At 68.8% G+C, this 16,236-nt stretch carries 17 protein-coding genes; 2 read left to right on the plus strand and 15 right to left on the minus strand.

Annotated features, from left to right (window positions below):
* Window positions 1-41: 41 nt before the first annotated feature.
* From OQ968_RS15490 to OQ968_RS15520, 7 genes are all read right to left on the minus strand, one after another.
* Window positions 42-1,511, minus strand: coding sequence for a proton-conducting transporter membrane subunit (locus OQ968_RS15490; protein WP_324679366.1), 1,470 nt, complete (start codon window positions 1,509-1,511; stop codon window positions 42-44).
* Entirely contained in the window at window positions 1,511-2,173 is a 663-nt protein-coding gene (locus OQ968_RS15495) for a hypothetical protein (protein WP_324679368.1), read from the minus strand. The genes OQ968_RS15490 and OQ968_RS15495 overlap by 1 nt, the downstream gene beginning before the upstream one ends.
* On the minus strand, window positions 2,170-3,120 hold the full coding sequence (locus OQ968_RS15500) for a respiratory chain complex I subunit 1 family protein (protein ID WP_324679752.1): 951 nt from the start codon (window positions 3,118-3,120) through the stop codon (window positions 2,170-2,172). Before OQ968_RS15500 ends, OQ968_RS15495 begins: the two co-directional genes overlap by 4 nt.
* Window positions 3,121-3,125: 5 nt before the next feature.
* A complete protein-coding gene (locus OQ968_RS15505) occupies window positions 3,126-5,030 on the minus strand; it encodes a proton-conducting transporter membrane subunit (protein WP_324679755.1) in 1,905 nt (634 codons plus the stop codon).
* Between the two features lie 38 nt (window positions 5,031-5,068).
* Window positions 5,069-5,548: an NADH-quinone oxidoreductase subunit NuoB gene (locus tag OQ968_RS15510; protein WP_324679370.1), complete on the minus strand. Its 480-nt coding sequence runs from the start codon at window positions 5,546-5,548 to the stop codon at window positions 5,069-5,071.
* Window positions 5,549-5,553: 5 nt separating this feature from the next.
* Window positions 5,554-5,889, minus strand: coding sequence for a lsr2/espR transcriptional regulator (locus tag OQ968_RS15515; protein ID WP_324679371.1), 336 nt, complete (start codon window positions 5,887-5,889; stop codon window positions 5,554-5,556).
* Between the two features lie 96 nt (window positions 5,890-5,985).
* Window positions 5,986-6,750 carry an alpha/beta hydrolase gene (locus tag OQ968_RS15520; RefSeq protein ID WP_324679373.1) on the minus strand — a complete coding sequence of 255 codons (765 nt, stop codon included), beginning with the start codon at window positions 6,748-6,750 and terminating at the stop codon, window positions 5,986-5,988.
* Window positions 6,751-6,771: 21 nt separating this feature from the next.
* Here OQ968_RS15520 and mhuD point away from each other — a divergent pair, with 21 nt between their 5' ends.
* A complete protein-coding gene (gene mhuD, locus OQ968_RS15525) occupies window positions 6,772-7,089 on the plus strand; it encodes a mycobilin-forming heme oxygenase MhuD (protein WP_076064116.1) in 318 nt (105 codons plus the stop codon).
* Complete coding sequence (locus tag OQ968_RS15530; protein WP_324679376.1) at window positions 7,052-8,419, plus strand: serine hydrolase; 1,368 nt, start codon at window positions 7,052-7,054, stop codon at window positions 8,417-8,419. Before mhuD ends, OQ968_RS15530 begins: the two co-directional genes overlap by 38 nt.
* Here the strand turns inward: OQ968_RS15530 and OQ968_RS15535 are convergent, their stop codons facing one another.
* The 8 genes from OQ968_RS15535 to OQ968_RS15570 form a co-directional block, all read right to left on the minus strand.
* On the minus strand, window positions 8,420-8,965 hold the full coding sequence (locus OQ968_RS15535) for a histidine phosphatase family protein (RefSeq protein ID WP_324679378.1): 546 nt from the start codon (window positions 8,963-8,965) through the stop codon (window positions 8,420-8,422). It lies immediately after the preceding gene.
* Window positions 8,962-9,747 carry a CbtA family protein gene (locus OQ968_RS15540; RefSeq protein WP_324679379.1) on the minus strand — a complete coding sequence of 262 codons (786 nt, stop codon included), beginning with the start codon at window positions 9,745-9,747 and terminating at the stop codon, window positions 8,962-8,964. The genes OQ968_RS15535 and OQ968_RS15540 overlap by 4 nt, the downstream gene beginning before the upstream one ends.
* A 4-nt stretch (window positions 9,748-9,751) precedes the next feature.
* Window positions 9,752-9,967, minus strand: coding sequence for a CbtB domain-containing protein (locus OQ968_RS15545; protein WP_324679757.1), 216 nt, complete (start codon window positions 9,965-9,967; stop codon window positions 9,752-9,754).
* A 150-nt stretch (window positions 9,968-10,117) separates the two neighbouring features.
* Window positions 10,118-10,498, minus strand: a complete 381-nt coding sequence (locus tag OQ968_RS15550; protein ID WP_324679381.1) for a YbjQ family protein — start codon at window positions 10,496-10,498, stop codon at window positions 10,118-10,120.
* Between the two features lie 76 nt (window positions 10,499-10,574).
* Window positions 10,575-13,109 (minus strand): ATP-dependent protease ATP-binding subunit ClpC, encoded by a 2,535-nt coding sequence (gene clpC1 / locus OQ968_RS15555; protein ID WP_324679383.1) that lies wholly within the window; start codon window positions 13,107-13,109, stop codon window positions 10,575-10,577.
* Between the two features lie 312 nt (window positions 13,110-13,421).
* Entirely contained in the window at window positions 13,422-13,757 is a 336-nt protein-coding gene (gene lsr2 / locus OQ968_RS15560; RefSeq protein WP_324679759.1) for a histone-like nucleoid-structuring protein Lsr2, read from the minus strand.
* Window positions 13,758-13,877: 120 nt separating this feature from the next.
* Window positions 13,878-15,374 (minus strand): lysine--tRNA ligase, encoded by a 1,497-nt coding sequence (lysS, locus tag OQ968_RS15565; protein WP_324679385.1) that lies wholly within the window; start codon window positions 15,372-15,374, stop codon window positions 13,878-13,880.
* A gap of 35 nt (window positions 15,375-15,409) precedes the next feature.
* Complete coding sequence (locus tag OQ968_RS15570; RefSeq protein ID WP_324679388.1) at window positions 15,410-16,234, minus strand: type III pantothenate kinase; 825 nt, start codon at window positions 16,232-16,234, stop codon at window positions 15,410-15,412.
* Between the last annotated feature and the right edge of the window lie 2 nt (window positions 16,235-16,236).

The raw sequence follows: 16,236 nt of genomic DNA on the forward strand, positions 1-16,236 counted from the left end.
CAGTGAATCCTGAGACAGCCTGTGCTGCAACCGGTCACGGTTCACGGCGATGCACCGACGCTACTGGCCGCGGCGGTGAACAGGCCGGTGAGCGGACCCGCCGTCACACCGAGGGCGATCGACATGGCAACGCCGGCGGTTAGCGAAGCCGCCACCGTTCGCGGCACCGTGATCTCCGGTGTGTCAACGGGGCTGGCGCCCAACAGAATTCGGCCCCAGTTGCGCGCCAGCGCGGCGAAGGCGATCGCGACCAACAGAAGGCCAACCCCGATGGCCCAGGTGAGCCGGGCGTCGACCAGCGAGCGGACGATGGCCAACTCGCTGGCGAACATCGCGAACGGTGGCAGCCCGAGTAGCACTATCACACCGACGGCCAGCGACACACCGATAACGCGGGAGCGCCGCAGCACGGCGCTGATGTCGGCGATCGCGGTGGAGCGGTGCGCCGCCTGCAACTGACCACTCGCCAGGAACAAGACCGTCTTGCCGATCCCGTGGGCCAGGACGTGGAGCAGTAGCGCGGCGACGGCCAGCGTGGTTCCGGCGGCCGCGGCGATCGCGATCAGGCCCATGTTCTCCATGGAGGAGTACGCGAGCATGCGTTTGATGTCGGGTGTCACCGCCAGCATCAGCGCCGCGACCACCAGCGTCGCCAACCCGATGACCAGCAGCCAAGACCGCATGAAGGTGGGCCCGGCGGCCGCGTCGATGATCGGCTTGATGCGCACCAGGACCGAGAATGCCACCGCCAGGAGCACCCCGCTCATCAGCGCCGAAACCGGTGCCGGGGCCTGGCTGTGGGCGTCGGCCAACCACGTGTGGAACGGAAACAGCCCGACCTTCGCGCCGTAGCCGATCAGCAGCAATCCGCCTGCCAGCCGGGCGATGTCGGGTTGCAGCCCTCCTGCGTGCGCCGCCAGCACGTCGAGGTTCAGCGCGGCAGCGGCCGGCGCGCCGGCGTGCTCGGCGGCGTAGTAGAGCAGCACCGTGCCAAGGAAGGCGATCGCGATGCCGACGGAGCAGATCACGACGTATTTCCAGGTCGCTTCGAGCGCGCCACGGGTGCGGCGGTGTCCGACCAGGAAGGCGGTGATCACCGTGGTGGCTTCGACGGCGATCCAGATGACGCCGATGTTGTTGGCGCACACCGCGACAACCATCGCGGCCAGGAATGCCGCGGTCAGCGCACCGTAGACCCGGGCGCCGCGCATGTCGGTTTCGCCGTGCACAAGTTCGGCGTCGATGTAGCCGATGCTGGCCCAGGTGGCCAGTGCGGCAACGATTCCGATGACGATGAGCATCGTGACGGTGAGCGCGTCGACCCGCAGCAGCCCGCCCAACGCGAACCTCGTCCCCGATCCGACGCGGAAGCGGAGCGCCACGCCGCACCCGAGCACCGCCACCGCCGACAAGACCACCAGGGTCGCCGTCGCCCTGCGCCATCCGGCGACCAGTATGGCGATCGACGCGCCGACGGGCGCGAGGATCGCGGTGAGCAGCAGGCCGGTCATCAGTCGTGCAGCTCCCGTAACGCGTCCAGGTCGGCGCCCCCGAAGGTGCGCGACAGCCGGCCGGTCAGGACGCCGATCACGATGACGGCGAACAGCACGTCCAGCGAGGCGCCGAGTTCGACGATCAGCGGCACCCCGGCGGTGAGCAAGAATGCGGTGGCGGCGATTCCGTTGTCCAGCATGAGAAATCCCGCGGCCTGCGACACCGCGTGACGCCGCGTGACCATGACGAGCAACGCGATGAGCACCGCGGCGGTGGCCGCCGGGACGGCGGTGGTCGTCGCCCCGGGCTGCAGATTCACCAGGGGCCGGGTTGCCGCGAAGGCCGCCAGGGTCAGGGCGGCGGTGATGAGCAGCGAAGTGGCGGTGTTGACCAGGGGAGTGGCTTCGCGGTGCGATTGCGGCCCGGACCCGACCGCGCGGGCGAGCAGCCGCGGCAGCACCGCCGCGCGCAACACCAGCACGGCGACGCCGACACCGATGAGCGCGGCGTCGCCGTCGTACACACCGCGCAGCACGGGGATGGCCGTCAGGGCGACGCCCTGCCATGCCAGCAGCCGGACGATGGCAGCCAGGTTCCGGCGCCACACGATCAGCACCGCGGCCAGGAGCAGCCCGCCGGCGGCGAGGTCGACCAGTACCGAAAAGGCGTTGTACGTCATGCCGGCACCGCGAAGAAGTTGGCCGCGACGACCGCGAGCAGCGCCAGCAGAAACGATCCGGCCAGCAGTTCGGGAACCCGGAACAGCCGCAGCTTGGCGACGAACACCTCGACGGTCGCCAGCAGTCCGGCCAGCATGGCGACCTTCGCCGCCACCGCCGCCACGCCGACGACGAGGTCCAGCGCGCTGGGCCGCCCGCCGGCGATCCCCCACGGCGCGAACAGGTTTGCCAACAGCGCCAGTAGCACCGTCAGCCTCATCCCGGCCGCCCATTCGACCAATGCCAGCCGCGGACCGGCGTATTCGAGAACCATCGCCTCGTGGACCATCGTCAGCTCGAGATGGGTGGAAGGGTTGTCCACGGGTAGCCGCCCGGTTTCGGCGACGATCACGATCACCAGCGCGGCGCACGCCAGCACCGTCGCCAGCGACACCACCTGCCCGGGATGAGCGACGGTGTGCGCCACCAGGGCACCGAGGTTGGCCGACCCGGCCGGCATCGACACCGCGAACACCGCCAGCAAAATGGTGGGTTCGACCAGCGCGGCGATGGTGATCTCGCGGCTGGCGCCCATGCCGCCGAACGAGGTGCCCGTGTCGATGCCGGCCAGGGTCAGAGCGACGGTGCCCAGGAACAGCAGGCCGACGACGGCGAACAAGTCGGCGCTGTCATCTAGCGGCGATCCGGTCGCGACCAGCGGTGCGATCGCGGCGATCAGCAACGTCGAACCGGCGACGACGGTGGGTGCGGCCGTGAACACCACCGTCGTGCCACGCGGCGTGATCTTTTGTTTGCCAAGCTGTTTGACGAGGTCGCGCCACGGCTGCAGGACTCCACCACCCACCCGGCCCTCCCAGCGTGCGCGCACCTGGCGGGTAAGGCCCACCACCAACGGCGCCCCGGCCATCACGCCGGCGATTTGCGCCGCGCCCGCGACGTAGGACAGGAAGGTCATCGGGCGACCACCAACACGGTCAGAACGCCGAGCGCACCATAGGCCAGGTAGAGGTGCACGCTGCCGGTGTGAGCCCGCCGGACCAACCCCGCCGCATCCGAGATCGCCCGAAGCACCGGCGTGTAGAAGCGCTCCTCGATCGCGTCCGCGATCCTGGTGCGGTAGGTGATCTTGTCGGCCAGATACCGCGACTCGGAGGTGTGGGTGACTTCGATGTCGGTGTCGGGACGCAGGACATCGTCGAAGACCCGTTGCAGCGGCTCCGCGAACGACGTGGCCGTGTATTGCATGCGTGCAGTGAGATCCTCTGCGCCGCAAGCCCATAACGGCGCCGTCACGGGCGCCGGGCGCAGCCTGCGGCGCCATCTCGCCAGCACGGCGACGGTCAGGGCGGCCACCGCAACGCCGGCAGCGATCACGCCCGGTGCGATCGACCCCTGCAGGCCCGGCAACCGCACCAAGGCGCCGAGGTCGGTGAATTCCACTGTGCGCGCTGCGGGTAACGCGGCGACCGCCCGACGCAGCGCGGGTGCGACGACCGAGGGCGCCACGGCCAGCACCATGCACGCGGCCGCCGCCGTTGCCATGCCGGCCAGCATGCTGCCCGGCGCCTCGCGAGCCCGGGCGGCCTGCTCGGATCGCGGCCGCGCCAGGAATCCGATCCCGAACGCCTTGACCATCGCCGCCACGCCCAGACCCGTGGTGAGCGCGACCGCGCCCACCGCCAGCGGCGTGGTCAGCGCCAGGGCCGCGACATGTTCCGGGGCCGTGTGGATCAGTGACTGGATCAGCAGCCACTCGCTGACGAACCCGGCGCCCAGCGGCAGCCCGCACGCGCCGAGCGCCGCCACCCCGAACAGGGTGGTGGTCGCCGGCATCCGGGGGGCCAAGCCGCCCAACCGGTCGAGGTCACGCAGCCCCGTTGCGGCCAGCACCGAACCCGCCGCCAGGAATCCGAGGCTTTTGAAGGCCGCGTGCGCGATCAGGTGCAGCATCGCCGCGACCGCGGCGATTGTTGCCGGCGCGTGCGCACCGGAGGCCGCGAACAGGGTCGCTGCTCCCAACGCCAGCACGATCAGCCCCATGTTCTCCGTCGTCGAATAGGCAAGCAGCCGTTTGAGATCCGTGGCCACCGACGCCTGCACCACGCCATAGAGCGCCGACACCGCGCCGGCGGCCATCAAGGCGAGCCCCCACCACCGCGGACCCGGGCCGAGCAGCTGCAGGTCGATCCGGCATATGCCATAGACGCCGAGGTTGACCATCGCAGCGCTCATCAGCGCCGACACCGGGCTGGGCGCCTCGGGGTGGGCGCGCGGCAACCAGGCGTGCAGCGGCACCAGCCCGGCCTTCGATCCGAACCCGGCAACCGTCAACAGGAACACCGCGGTGCGTGCGCCCTGCGGTATCCGGTGCAGGTCGGCAAGGCGGTCGGTGCCACCTGCCGTCGACAACACCATCAGCCCGACCAGGATCGCGACGAACCCCAACTGGGTCATCACCGCGTACACCAACGCGGCGGAACGAACCTGCGGTCGAGTGTGCTCGGCCAGCACCAACACCAACGACGCGAGGGCCATCAACTCCCACGCGAGCAGGAAGGTGGTGACCGAGGCAGCGGCCGGCACCAGCAGCATCGCCGCGACGAACAACGGCAACACCGCCAGTGCCACCCGACTTAGATGACCGCGCCGGGCGTACCCGATCGCGTAGAGCCCGACCCCGACCGCGACGGCGCCCGTCAGGGCCATGAAGAATCCGCCCAGCGGGTCGAGGCCCAGCTGCACCCCCGACAGGGGAAGCAACCATCCGATGCGCACCGTGCGTGCAGAGCCGAACATGCCCAGCGCCCCCGCCCATACGCCGGCCCCACCGAGCAGCGACGTCAGCGCGCCGGGCAGTGCGGGTCCGAAGTCCTTGCGGGCCACCGATTCCGCGGTCACTTGCCCGTCACCGATCTGAGAGCCTCGATGATCTGGCTCGGCGTCGGGGGGCAGCCCGGGATCTCCACGTCGACGGGAACCACGTCACCCACCGGGCCGACCACGCCGTAGGCGTCCTGGAACGCCCCTCCGTTCAGGGCGCAGTCGCCGCACGCGATCACCCGCCGGGGCCGCGGGGTGGCGTCGACGGTGGTGCGCAACGGGCCGGCCATGTTGTGTGTCACGACGCCGGTCACCAGCAGCGCGTCCGCGTGGCGGGGGGAGGCCACCAGCCGCGCGCCGAACCGTTCGGCGTCATACACCGGCCCGAACGCGCCCGCGATCTCGACCTCGCACCCATTGCACGAACCCGCGTCAACGTGGCGGACCTGAAGCGAACCACGCACTCCGGCAGGCGGTTTCACTGTCTGCCGGGGTGCAGGCCCCGCCCGTTCGGTGATCCGACCAACACCGAAGGCTTTACGAAACCAGCCCATCAACGCTACTGCCCGCTGCCGGCGCGCAGATCCTCCAACACCGCCACGCGGTCACTCAACACCCCGGTGAGCACCTTGCGCGCAACCACGAGCAGTTCGGCGATGTCCCGTGAGGCGATCGAGTAGACCATCGTGTTGCCGTCTCGCTGCGCGTCGACCACGCCGGCCCGGCGTAGCACGCCCAGCTGTTGGGACAGGTTCGACGATTCGAGTCCGACCTCGGGCAACAGTTCGGCCACCGACTTGTTCCCGGTGACGAGCAGCTCGAGGATCCTGATCCGCGCCGGATGCCCCAGCGTCTTGAAGAATTCCGCCTTGACCTTGTACAGCGGTTCCGACACGAGGGCTCCTGAAGACTACAAACTTTCTATATTCGAACGATTGAAGAATTTATCAGATAGTCTTTCCCGGCGCGCGCCGAGCGACCCGGCGCGGGGTCAGGAGGCGAGCCCGGCGAGGAATGACTCGACAGCCTGGCGGTAGACCTCGGGCGCCTCGTCGTGGACCAGGTGACCCGCCTGCGGGACCGCCAAATATGTTGTCGGAGAATCGGTCTGGGTCATCGCGCGCATCTGGCCCGGCGGGGTGACCGAGTCGCCGGCCTCGATCAGCAGCGCCGGCGCCTGCACGGCCTGCCACTGCGCCCAGTAGTCCCGGGTGCCCCACTCGGCGGCGATCTCGATCCAGCGCGAGGTGTGGCCGTGCAACCGCCAGCCGGAGGGGGTGCGATCGAAGGCGTCCAGGAAGTACTGCCCGGCGATCGGCCCGAATTCGTCGAATACCTGCTGCGCGGAGGCGAATTCGACCGGAAGCGCATGCAGCCAGGGCTCCCACGGGCCGGTGGTGCGGCCGCGGAAGTCCGGGGCCATGTCCTCGACCACCAACGCCGACACCAGATCGGGCCGCTCGGCGGCCAGACACCACGAGTGCAGGGCGCCCATCGAGTGCCCGACCAGCCGGGCCGGTTCCCCCAGGTCGCTCACCGCGTCGGTGAGGTCGGCCACGAACCGTTCGGTGCTGATCGGGTGCGGGTCCGGCACGTCGCGGCCGCGGTGCCACGGCGCGTCGTAGGTGTACACGGTGCCCAACCGGGTCAGCCACGGCAGCTGCCGCGACCAGGTGCTGCCCCGGCCCATCAGGCCGTGCACCAACACCAACGGCGCCCCCTCGCCGCCGTGGCAGGTCAACAGATCGCCGGGCATACGACGCGGTAGCCTAGCGGAATGCCAGTGGTGAAGATCAACGCAATCGAGGTGCCCGCCGACGCTGGCCCCGAGCTGGAGAAGCGGTTCGCCCACCGCGCGCACGCGGTGGAGAACCAGCCCGGTTTCCTCGGCTTTCAGCTGCTGCGGCCGGTCAAGGGTGAGGACCGCTACTTCGTGGTGACACACTGGGAGTCCGATGAAGCATTCCAGGCGTGGGCGAAGGGGCCTGCCATCGAGGCCCATGCCGGTCACCGGGCCAACCCGGTGGCGACCGGCGCGACGCTGCTGGAATTCGAGGTTGTGCTGGACGTTGCAGCCAACGACAAGACCGGCTAGCAAGCAGCGCCGGGTGGCCGCGCTCAGCGCCGCCGCAGCACTCGTGGTGACCATGGCGCCCGGTTGCGCACCCTCACCTTCCCCGCAGGCGAATGCGGCGAACCCGGGGCGACAGATCGACACCCGCACTCCTCCCGGTATCCGGGCACAGCAGACGTTGGACATGCTGAACTCCGACTGGCCCATCGGCCCGGTCGGTGTGCGCACCCTGGCCGCACCCGACAAGGTCGAGTCGGTGGAAACGACGATGGAGGGGTTGTGGTGGGACCGCCCCTTCACCCTCGGCGGGGTGGACATCGGCGCCAGCGTGGCCACACTGCACCTCGTCTCCTCCTACGGTGCGCGGCAGGAGATCCGGATCCACACCGACGACGACGGGCGAGTCGACCGGTTCGACCTCGACACACCACCGCCGACGATCAGCTCGTGGCGCGACGTCGACGCCGTGCTGGCCAAGACCGGTGCCCGCTACTCCTACCAGGTGGCCAAGGTCGACAACGGTCGCTGCGATCCGGTGCAGGGCACCAACACCGGCGAATCCCTGCCGCTGGCATCGATTTTCAAGCTGTATGTGCTGCACGCCCTGGCGGGTGCGGTGAAGAGCGGCGCGGTGTCCTGGGATGACCAGTTGACGGTCACCGAGAAGAGCAGGGCCGTCGGCTCCTCGGGCCTGGAACTGCCTGCCGGAGCGCATGTTTCGGTTCGCACGGCCGCCGAGAAGATGATTGCCACCAGCGACAACATGGCCACCGACCTGCTGATCGAGCGGATGGGCACGCACGCGATCGAGGAAGCGCTCGCCACGGCCGGCCACCACGACCCGGCGAGCATGACGCCGTTCCCCACGATGTACGAGCTGTTCTCGGTCGGCTGGGGCCGACCCGATCTGCGCGGCCAGTGGAAGCGGGGCTCCCAGCAAGTGCGGGCCCGGCTGTTGGCGCAGGCGAATTCCACTCCGTATCAACCCGATCCGGTCCGCGCCCACACCCCGGCCTCCAGCTACGGCGCGGAGTGGTACGGCAACGCCGAGGACATCTGCCGCGTCCATGCGGCGCTGCAGGCCGACGCCGTCGGCGCGGCCGCCCCGGTGCGACAGATCCTTTCCGCCGTGTCGGGCATCCAGCTGGACCGCAACGTCTGGCCGTACATCGGCGCGAAGGCCGGCGGCCTGCCGGGCGACCTGACGTTCAGCTGGTACGCCGTCGACAAGACGCAGCAGCCGTGGGTGGTCAGCTTCCAGTTGAACTGGCCGCGCGATCACGGTCCGACCGCGACCGGGTGGATGTTGCAGCTCGCCAAGCAGGTCTTCGCGCTGATCGCACCGCAGTAACTAGAGCCGCAGCGTCCAGCGCCCGTCCCGGAAGTTCATCGCGGTGCGGCTGAGCGGCGCAATGTCGATGCGCCAGAACGACTTCGGCGGGGCGTCGAGGGTCAGCAGGACGGCCGCCCGGATCACCGCGGGATGCGTCACCGCGACCGTGCGCGACGCCTCGCCGGTCAGCGAGCCCAGCCACCCGTCCACCCGTTCGATCAGGCCGGCTACCGAGTCGCCGCCGTGCGGGGCTTCGGCGGGTTCGGTCAGCCACGCCTGCAGATCAGCGGGATCGATGTCGGCGAGCGCCTGCCCGCGCCACCGTCCGCAGTCGAGGTCGGCCAGCCGCGGCTCCGTCGCGGCCTCCAGGCCCAGCAACTGCGCGGTCTGGCGGGCCCGCCGCTCGGGCGCGGTGAGCTGCCGAACGTCGCCGCGGACCTCGAGTGCGGCAACGGTTTCCACCAGGCGGCGGCCGGTGTCGTTGAGCGGCTCGTCGGCGGGAAAACGCCCGGCCGTCATCGCGTCGGTCATCGCGTGCGACACCAGCGTCAGCCGGACGGTCACGCCGCGGTGCTCGATGACGGCTCGGCCCGCTCCCCCAGCAGCCGCCCCGCCAGCGTCGCGAACACCACGCCGATGGTCGCCCACAGCACCAGCTGCGTGCCCAGGGAAACCAGCCTGAACTCGTAGAGATCGTCGGCGGGAAAGCCCGGATAGACGATCGCGCCGGACGCGTCACGCAGGGGCGCCGGCGTCTCGTCCACCGTCGGCAGCAACACCAGCACCACCGCGATCGCCGCCAGGTAGGCCCCGGCCGCCAGCAGCCAGCCGTTGGGTGTGCCCAGCCGGGCGGCGAGCCGGCGGGCCAGCCACACCCCGGCGATCGCCACCAGCACCGACGCGCCCACCATCACCAGATACCAGCCGGTGCGGCCCCCGATCGTGTCCGCCTGCCCGACGGCCGGCGGGTTGGGGGGGTACTTCAGGAACGGCACCAGGTACACCGCGCCGAAGGCGGCCGTCGCAAGCAGCACCGAAAGCGCCTGCGGCCCAATGCTTCTCACGCGTGTGGCGACGACGCAGAACAGCGCGGCGAACAACGCGCCCATCGCGACGCCGAAAATCAGCACACCGAAACCCAACCCGGCGTTCGCCTGCACCCCACGGGTGAACAGCTCCGCGCCGTGCTCGTGCACGCCGTGCGCGTTCTCGGCGTCGGCCCGGCCCTCCTCGAAGGCGATCGCACGGCCGATGACGGGCTCGGCGCACAGGCGGGCGAACGCGAACGCCACCACCGCGGCGACCGCGCCGGCCACCAGACCGCGCGCGATCAGACGCTTCTCCACGGGGTCAGTGGCAGGGGAAGCCGAGCAGATGCCGGGCGTCGTGCAGGAATTCGTGCACGTGGGAATCGCTGCCGAACAGCGACACCGCGCCCTGATCGATACCGACGAAGTAGAGCGCCAGCAGCGCCAGGAAGACGGTTCCCGCCAGCCAGAGCGCCGCGCTCGCCGCCGACAGATCGATCGAGCGGGTGCGGGGGCCGGTCAGCTGGGGATTGGACATGGACACCTTGGACACCATCGGGCTCCTTCCGGGGATAACGCGTCCCCGCTGGTGATGACGGGCTACGGGTCTGACTTTGGACAGTGGCGCGACCGCTCTGGAGTTTCACCAGATTCCGTTACCCATCAGGACAGGGGTCAGTGTAGACCGTCACTGCTGCGGCGGCGCGACCCCGTAGCCGAGTTGATTGGCCGTGTACTTCGCCGCATCGGTGACGGGCACCGCCTGGACCGCCGTGCCGTAGGCGCAGATCTCGGTCCACACGTCGCCGATCTCGGTGGTGTCGAACCGCATCGCGACGATCGCGTTGCCGCCGCGATTGCGCGCCTCGGCGATCAGCCGGCCCATCGCCTCGTTGCGGCTCTCGGCCAGATTCTTCGTCATCCCGGCCAGCTCGCCGCCGAACATCGACTTCAACCCGGCGCCGAATTGGGAGAACGCGTTTCGGGAGCGAACTGTCAGCCCGAAGACCTCGCCGCACACCCGCTGGATCTCCCAGCCCGGAAGGTCGTTGGTGGTGACGATCAGCACGGCGGGCCCTTCCCTCGAGCAAACGAAAACGGGCGGCTAGTCCCGTCAGAGAGTAGCCGCCCGTTTCCTGCGATCGCTACTGCGTCTCGGGCGCGCTGTGCGCCCCGGCCTTCGCCAGATCCGGCTCGGCCGGCGGCTTGCGGGTTCCGGTGAACGTGAACGTCGCGTCCTCGCCGGGGCCCTCGCCGTCCCAGTTGTCCACATCGACCGTGACGACCTGACCGGGACCGACCTCCTCGAAGAGGATCTTCTCGGACAGCTGGTCCTCGATCTCGCGCTGGATGGTGCGCCGCAGCGGGCGAGCACCCAGCACCGGGTCGAAGCCGCGCTTGGCCAGCAATGCCTTGGCCTTGTCGGTCAGCTCCAGGGCCATGTCCTTGCTCTTGAGCTGCCCGGCGACCCTGGTGATCATCAGGTCCACCATCCGGATGATCTCCTCGCGGGTCAGCTGGTGGAACACGATGATGTCGTCGATGCGGTTCAGGAACTCCGGGCGGAAGTGCTTCTTGAGCTCGTCGTTGACCTTCTGCTTCATCCGCTCGTAGTCGTTCTCCCCGCCGCCCTGGGTGAAGCCCAGGCCCACCGGCTTGGAGATGTCGGAGGTGCCGAGGTTGGACGTGAAGATCAGCACGGTGTTCTTGAAGTCCACCGTGCGGCCCTGCCCGTCGGTGAGCCGACCGTCCTCGAGGACCTGCAACAGGCTGTTGTAGATCTCCTGGTGCGCCTTCTCGATCTCGTCGAACAGCACCACGGAGAACGGCTTGCGGCGCACCTTCTCGGTGAGCTGGCCGCCCTCCTCGTAGCCGACGTACCCCGGCGGGGCGCCGAACAGCCGCGACGCGGTGAACCGGTCGTGGAACTCGCCCATGTCGATCTGGATGAGCGCGTCGTCGTCGCCGAACAGGAAGTTGGCCAGCGCCTTGGACAGCTCGGTCTTACCGACGCCGGACGGGCCGGCGAAGATGAACGAGCCCGACGGGCGCTTCGGGTCCTTCAGCCCGGCGCGGGTGCGGCGGATGGCCTTGGACACGGCCTTGACCGCATCCTCCTGCCCGATGATCCGCTTGTGGATCTCGTCCTCCATGCGCAGCAGCCGCGTGGTCTCGGCCTCGGTGAGCTTGAACACCGGGATGCCGGTCCAGTTGCCCAGCACCTCGGCGATCTGCTCGTCGTCGACCTCGGCGACGACGTCGAGATCACCTGAGCGCCACTGCTTTTCGCGCTCGGCACGCTGCGCGACGAGCGTCTTCTCGCGGTCGCGCAGGCTGGCCGCCTTCTCGAAGTCCTGGGCGTCGATCGCCGATTCCTTCTCGCGGCGGGCCTCGGCGATCTTCTCGTCGAACTCGCGCAGGTCCGGCGGCGCCGTCATCCGGCGGATGCGCATGCGCGCCCCGGCCTCGTCGATCAGGTCGATCGCCTTGTCCGGCAGGAACCGGTCGTTGATGTAGCGGTCGGCCAGCGTCGCCGCGGCCACCATCGCGCTGTCGGTGATGGACACCCGGTGGTGGGCCTCGTAGCGGTCGCGCAGACCCTTGAGGATCTCGATGGTGTGCTCCACCGTCGGCTCACCCACCTGCACCGGCTGGAACCGGCGCTCCAGCGCGGCGTCCTTCTCGATGTACTTGCGGTACTCGTCGAGCGTGGTGGCGCCGATCGTCTGCAGCTCGCCGCGGGCCAGCTTCGGTTTGAGGATGCTCGCCGCGTCGATCGCGCCCTCGGCGGCGCCCGCCCCGACCAGCGTGTGCAGCTCGTCGATGAACAGGATGATGTCGCCGCGGGTGTTGATCTCCTTGAGCACCTTCTTCAGGCGCTCCTCGAAGTCACCGCGGTACCTCGACCCCGCGACCAGCGACCCCAGGTCCAGCGTGTAGAGCTGCTTGTCCTTCAGCGTCTCGGGAACCTCGCCGTGCACGATGGCCTGCGCCAGGCCCTCGACGACGGCGGTCTTGCCGACGCCGGGCTCCCCGATCAGCACCGGGTTGTTCTTGGTGCGCCGGGACAGCACCTGCATCACCCGCTCGATCTCCTTCTCGCGGCCGATGACGGGGTCCAGCTTGCCCTCCATCGCGGCGGCCGTCAGGTTGCGGCCGAACTGGTCGAGGACCAGCGAGGTGGACGGGCTCCCGGATTCGCCGCCGCGGCCACCGGTGCCGGCCTCGGCCGCCTCCTTGCCCTGGTAGCCGCTCAGCAGCTGGATCACCTGCTGACGGACCCGGGTCAGCTCGGCGCCGAGCTTGACCAGGACCTGGGCGGCCACGCCCTCGCCCTCACGGATCAGGCCCAGCAAAATGTGCTCGGTGCCGATGTAGTTGTGGCCGAGCTGCAGCGCCTCGCGCAGGCTCAGCTCCAGGACCTTCTTGGCGCGCGGGGTGAACGGGATGTGCCCGGACGGCGCCTGCTGGCCCTGGCCGATGATCTCCTCGACCTGGCTGCGGACGCCCTCCAGCGAGATTCCCAGCGATTCCAGCGACTTCGCCGCGACGCCCTCGCCTTCGTGGATCAAACCCAACAGGATGTGCTCGGTGCCGATGTAGTTGTGGTTGAGCATCCGGGCCTCTTCTTGCGCCAGGACGACGACCCTGCGGGCACGGTCGGTAAATCTTTCGAACATCGGGTTACCTGCTCTCCCTCACCATCGGTACAGCTGCGTTTCCGGCCAGTGGGGCCGGACTCGCGTACCTGCCATCCACTGTAATGGTCGGCCTTCGGGGTTCCTAACCTTGCGGTTCCTTGTCCTTGGGGGTCGTTGGGGACTCGTTCGGCCGATCCGGGCGGTCTTCTCGCCGCCAACACGGCGGTCACTGAGAAAACGCGGCGCGCCATCGATTCGTTTCCCCATTCGCCGCCGATCGTTTCGCCGCCAGCGAAAGACAAAGAACCGGCGCCCGGGGCCGTCGCGGCCCGGGCGCCGGCCAGGATGTCTCTAGGTCGCCGCGTGGAAGGCGTCGATGACGTCGGCCGGGATGCGGCCCCGGGTGGACACGTTGTGCCCGTTTCGGCGGGCCCACTCGCGGATCGCCGCGCTCTGCTCGCGGTCCATCGCGCCGCGGCCGCGCCCGGAGCCTCGGCCGCGGCGTCGGCCACCGACCCGACGGCCGGCCGCTATCCACTGCTTCAGATCGTTGCGAAGTTTTGTCGCATTCTTGGAAGAAAGGTCAATCTCATACGTCACCCCGTCAAGCCCGAATTCGACGGTTTCGTCGGCCGCGCCCGAACCGTCGAAATCGTCGACCAAGGTGACGGTCACTTTCTTCGCCATCAGATTACCCTCGCATTTCTTCCTGAGCAGTTGCTTTGCAGATTGGATAGGCTCCCCGGCCACCAATCTGCCATAGAAACGCAGCATACTCAATCCGGAAGCACGCCGCACAGTTGAACTTCAGTGCGGGCGAACAATCGGGAACAAAACTGTGTCCCTAATTGACAGCCCGGTCAAAGTCATCAGCAACCGATCGATACCCATTCCGGTTCCGGTGCACGGCGGCATCCCGTACTCGAGGGCGGCCAGGAAATCTTCGTCGAGCACCATCGCCTCGTCGTCGCCGGCGGCCGCGGCGCGAGCCTGTTCGGCGAAGCGCTCGCGCTGCACCACCGGGTCGTTCAATTCGGAATACCCGGTCGCCAGTTCGACGCCGCCCAAGTAGAGGTCCCACTTCTCGGTGACGCCGGGAATGCTGCGGTGCTGACGCGTCAAAGGCGTTGTCTCGACCGGGAAATCCTTGACGAACGTGGGCGCGGTCAGGGTGCTTCCCACCGCGTGCTCCCACAGCTCCTCGACCAGCTTGCCGTGCCCGTAGCCACGATTGGCGGGGATCTCGATGCCAAGCCGGTCCGCGATGGCGCTCAGCCGCTCGACGGTCGTCTCGGGCGTGATCTCCTCGCCGAGTGCCGCCGACAGCGACGGATACATTTGTATCGACGCCCATTCTCCGTCTATGTCGTAGACGCCACCGTCAGGCAACGGTAGTTGTCGGGTGCCGATCGCCTCGTCGGCCACCTCTTGAATAAGCTCGCGGGTGACTACTGCCGAATCGTCATACGTTCCGTAGGTCTGATAGGTCTCCAACATGGAGAATTCCGGAGAATGCGTGGAATCGGACCCTTCGTTTCGGAACACGCGATTTAGTTCGAAAACCTTGTCGAATCCACCGACGATGCAGCGCTTGAGGAACAGTTCCGGCGCGATCCGCAGGTACAGATCGATGTCAAGAGCATTGGAATGCGTGACGAACGGCCGGGCCGCCGCCCCACCCGCCAGCGTCTGCAACATAGGCGTTTCGACTTCGAGAAACCCGCGCCGCTCCAATGCACCGCGTATTGCGCGGACGACGGCGATGCGCTGCCGGGCCACCGAGCGAGCCTGCGGGCGGACGATCAGATCGACGTAGCGCTGCCGCACCCGGGCCTCTTCGCTCATCTCCTTGTGCGCGACGGGCAGCGGCCGCAGCGACTTGGACGTCATCCGCCAGGAGTCGGCCAGGACGGACAGTTCGCCGCGCCGCGAGCTGATCACGTTGCCGTGCACGTAGACGATGTCGCCGAGGTCGACGTCGGCCTTCCAGGCGTCCAGCGCCTCCCGGCCCACCTTGTCCAGGCTGATCATCACCTGCAGGCTGGTGCCGTCGCCGTCCTGCAGTGTCGCGAAGCACAATTTGCCCGAGTTGCGCGCGAAGATGACTCGGCCGGCGACGCCGACGACGTCGTCGGTCGCGGTGTCGACCGGCAGGTCGGGGTGGGCGGCGCGAACCTGGGCCAGAGTGTGGGTGCGCTCGATGGCAACCGGGTAGGGCTCGCGGCCCTCGGCCAGTAGGCGAGCGCGCTTGTCCCGGCGAATCCGGAACTGCTCGGGAAGGTCTGCTGCGTCGGCAGAGTTCACGACGTGCCAGCTTAGTGACACGGCTTGGCGCGAGGTCAGCGCGCCGTCTTGAGCCGGCCGCGCTGGGCGTCCCGGTTGCGCTCGAAGACCAGTCGCAGGCCGTTCAGGGTCAGGTGCTCGTCGTGGTGGGTGACGGTGCGCAGCTGGGGCAGCAGCAGCGGCGCGGTGTGTCCGGTCGCCACCACGACGACGTCGTCGCCCAGGTCGTCGGAGAAGCCGTCCACGTCCTCGCGGATGCGCTGGACCAGGCCGTCGACGAGCCCGGCGAAGCCGAACACCGCGCCGGCCTGCATGCATTCCACGGTGTTCTTGCCGACCACCGACCGGGGCCGCGCCAGCTCGACCCGGCGCAGGGCGGCCGACCGGGCCGCGGCGGCGTCGGAGGAAACCTGCACCCCGGGCGCGATCGCGCCGCCGAGGAACTCGCCCTTGGCCGACACCACGTCCACGCAGATCGACGATCCGAAGTCCACGACGATGGCGGCCTTGCCGAACTTGTGAAAGGCCGCCAGGCAGTTGACGATCCGGTCGGCGCCGACCTCCTTGGGATTGTCGACCAGCAGCGGGATGCCGGTGCGCACCCCCGGCTCGATCAGCACGTGCGGCACCGACGGCCAGTACTGGTCGAGCATGATCCGCACCTCGTGCAGCACCGACGGGACGGTGGACAGGGCGACGGCCCCGGTGAGCCGCTCGGAATCCTCGCCGATCAGGCCGTCGATGGTCAGCGCCAACTCGTCCGCGGTGATCTCGGATTCGGTGCGAATGCGCCACTGCTGCACGACCTTTGCGTGCTCCTTGGAGCCGGACAGCAGCCCGACGACGGTGTGCGTGTTGCGGACGTCGATGGCCAGCAGCACGG

Source organism: Mycobacterium sp. 663a-19 (assembly GCF_035616495.1).
Lineage (GTDB): Bacteria > Actinomycetota > Actinomycetes > Mycobacteriales > Mycobacteriaceae > Mycobacterium.

Coding starts and splice junctions, on each gene's coding strand:
- OQ968_RS15495 (WP_324679368.1), bottom strand. CDS start 2,173: ATGACGTACAACGCCTTTTCGGTACTGGTCGACCTCGCCGCCGGCGGG.
- clpC1 (WP_324679383.1), bottom strand. CDS start 13,109: ATGTTCGAAAGATTTACCGACCGTGCCCGCAGGGTCGTCGTCCTGGCG.
- OQ968_RS15510 (WP_324679370.1), bottom strand. CDS start 5,548: ATGGGCTGGTTTCGTAAAGCCTTCGGTGTTGGTCGGATCACCGAACGG.
- OQ968_RS15520 (WP_324679373.1), bottom strand. CDS start 6,750: ATGCCCGGCGATCTGTTGACCTGCCACGGCGGCGAGGGGGCGCCGTTG.
- OQ968_RS15545 (WP_324679757.1), bottom strand. CDS start 9,967: ATGTCCAATCCCCAGCTGACCGGCCCCCGCACCCGCTCGATCGATCTG.
- lsr2 (WP_324679759.1), bottom strand. CDS start 13,757: ATGGCGAAGAAAGTGACCGTCACCTTGGTCGACGATTTCGACGGTTCG.
- mhuD (WP_076064116.1), top strand. CDS start 6,772: ATGCCAGTGGTGAAGATCAACGCAATCGAGGTGCCCGCCGACGCTGGC.
- OQ968_RS15490 (WP_324679366.1), bottom strand. CDS start 1,511: ATGACCGGCCTGCTGCTCACCGCGATCCTCGCGCCCGTCGGCGCGTCG.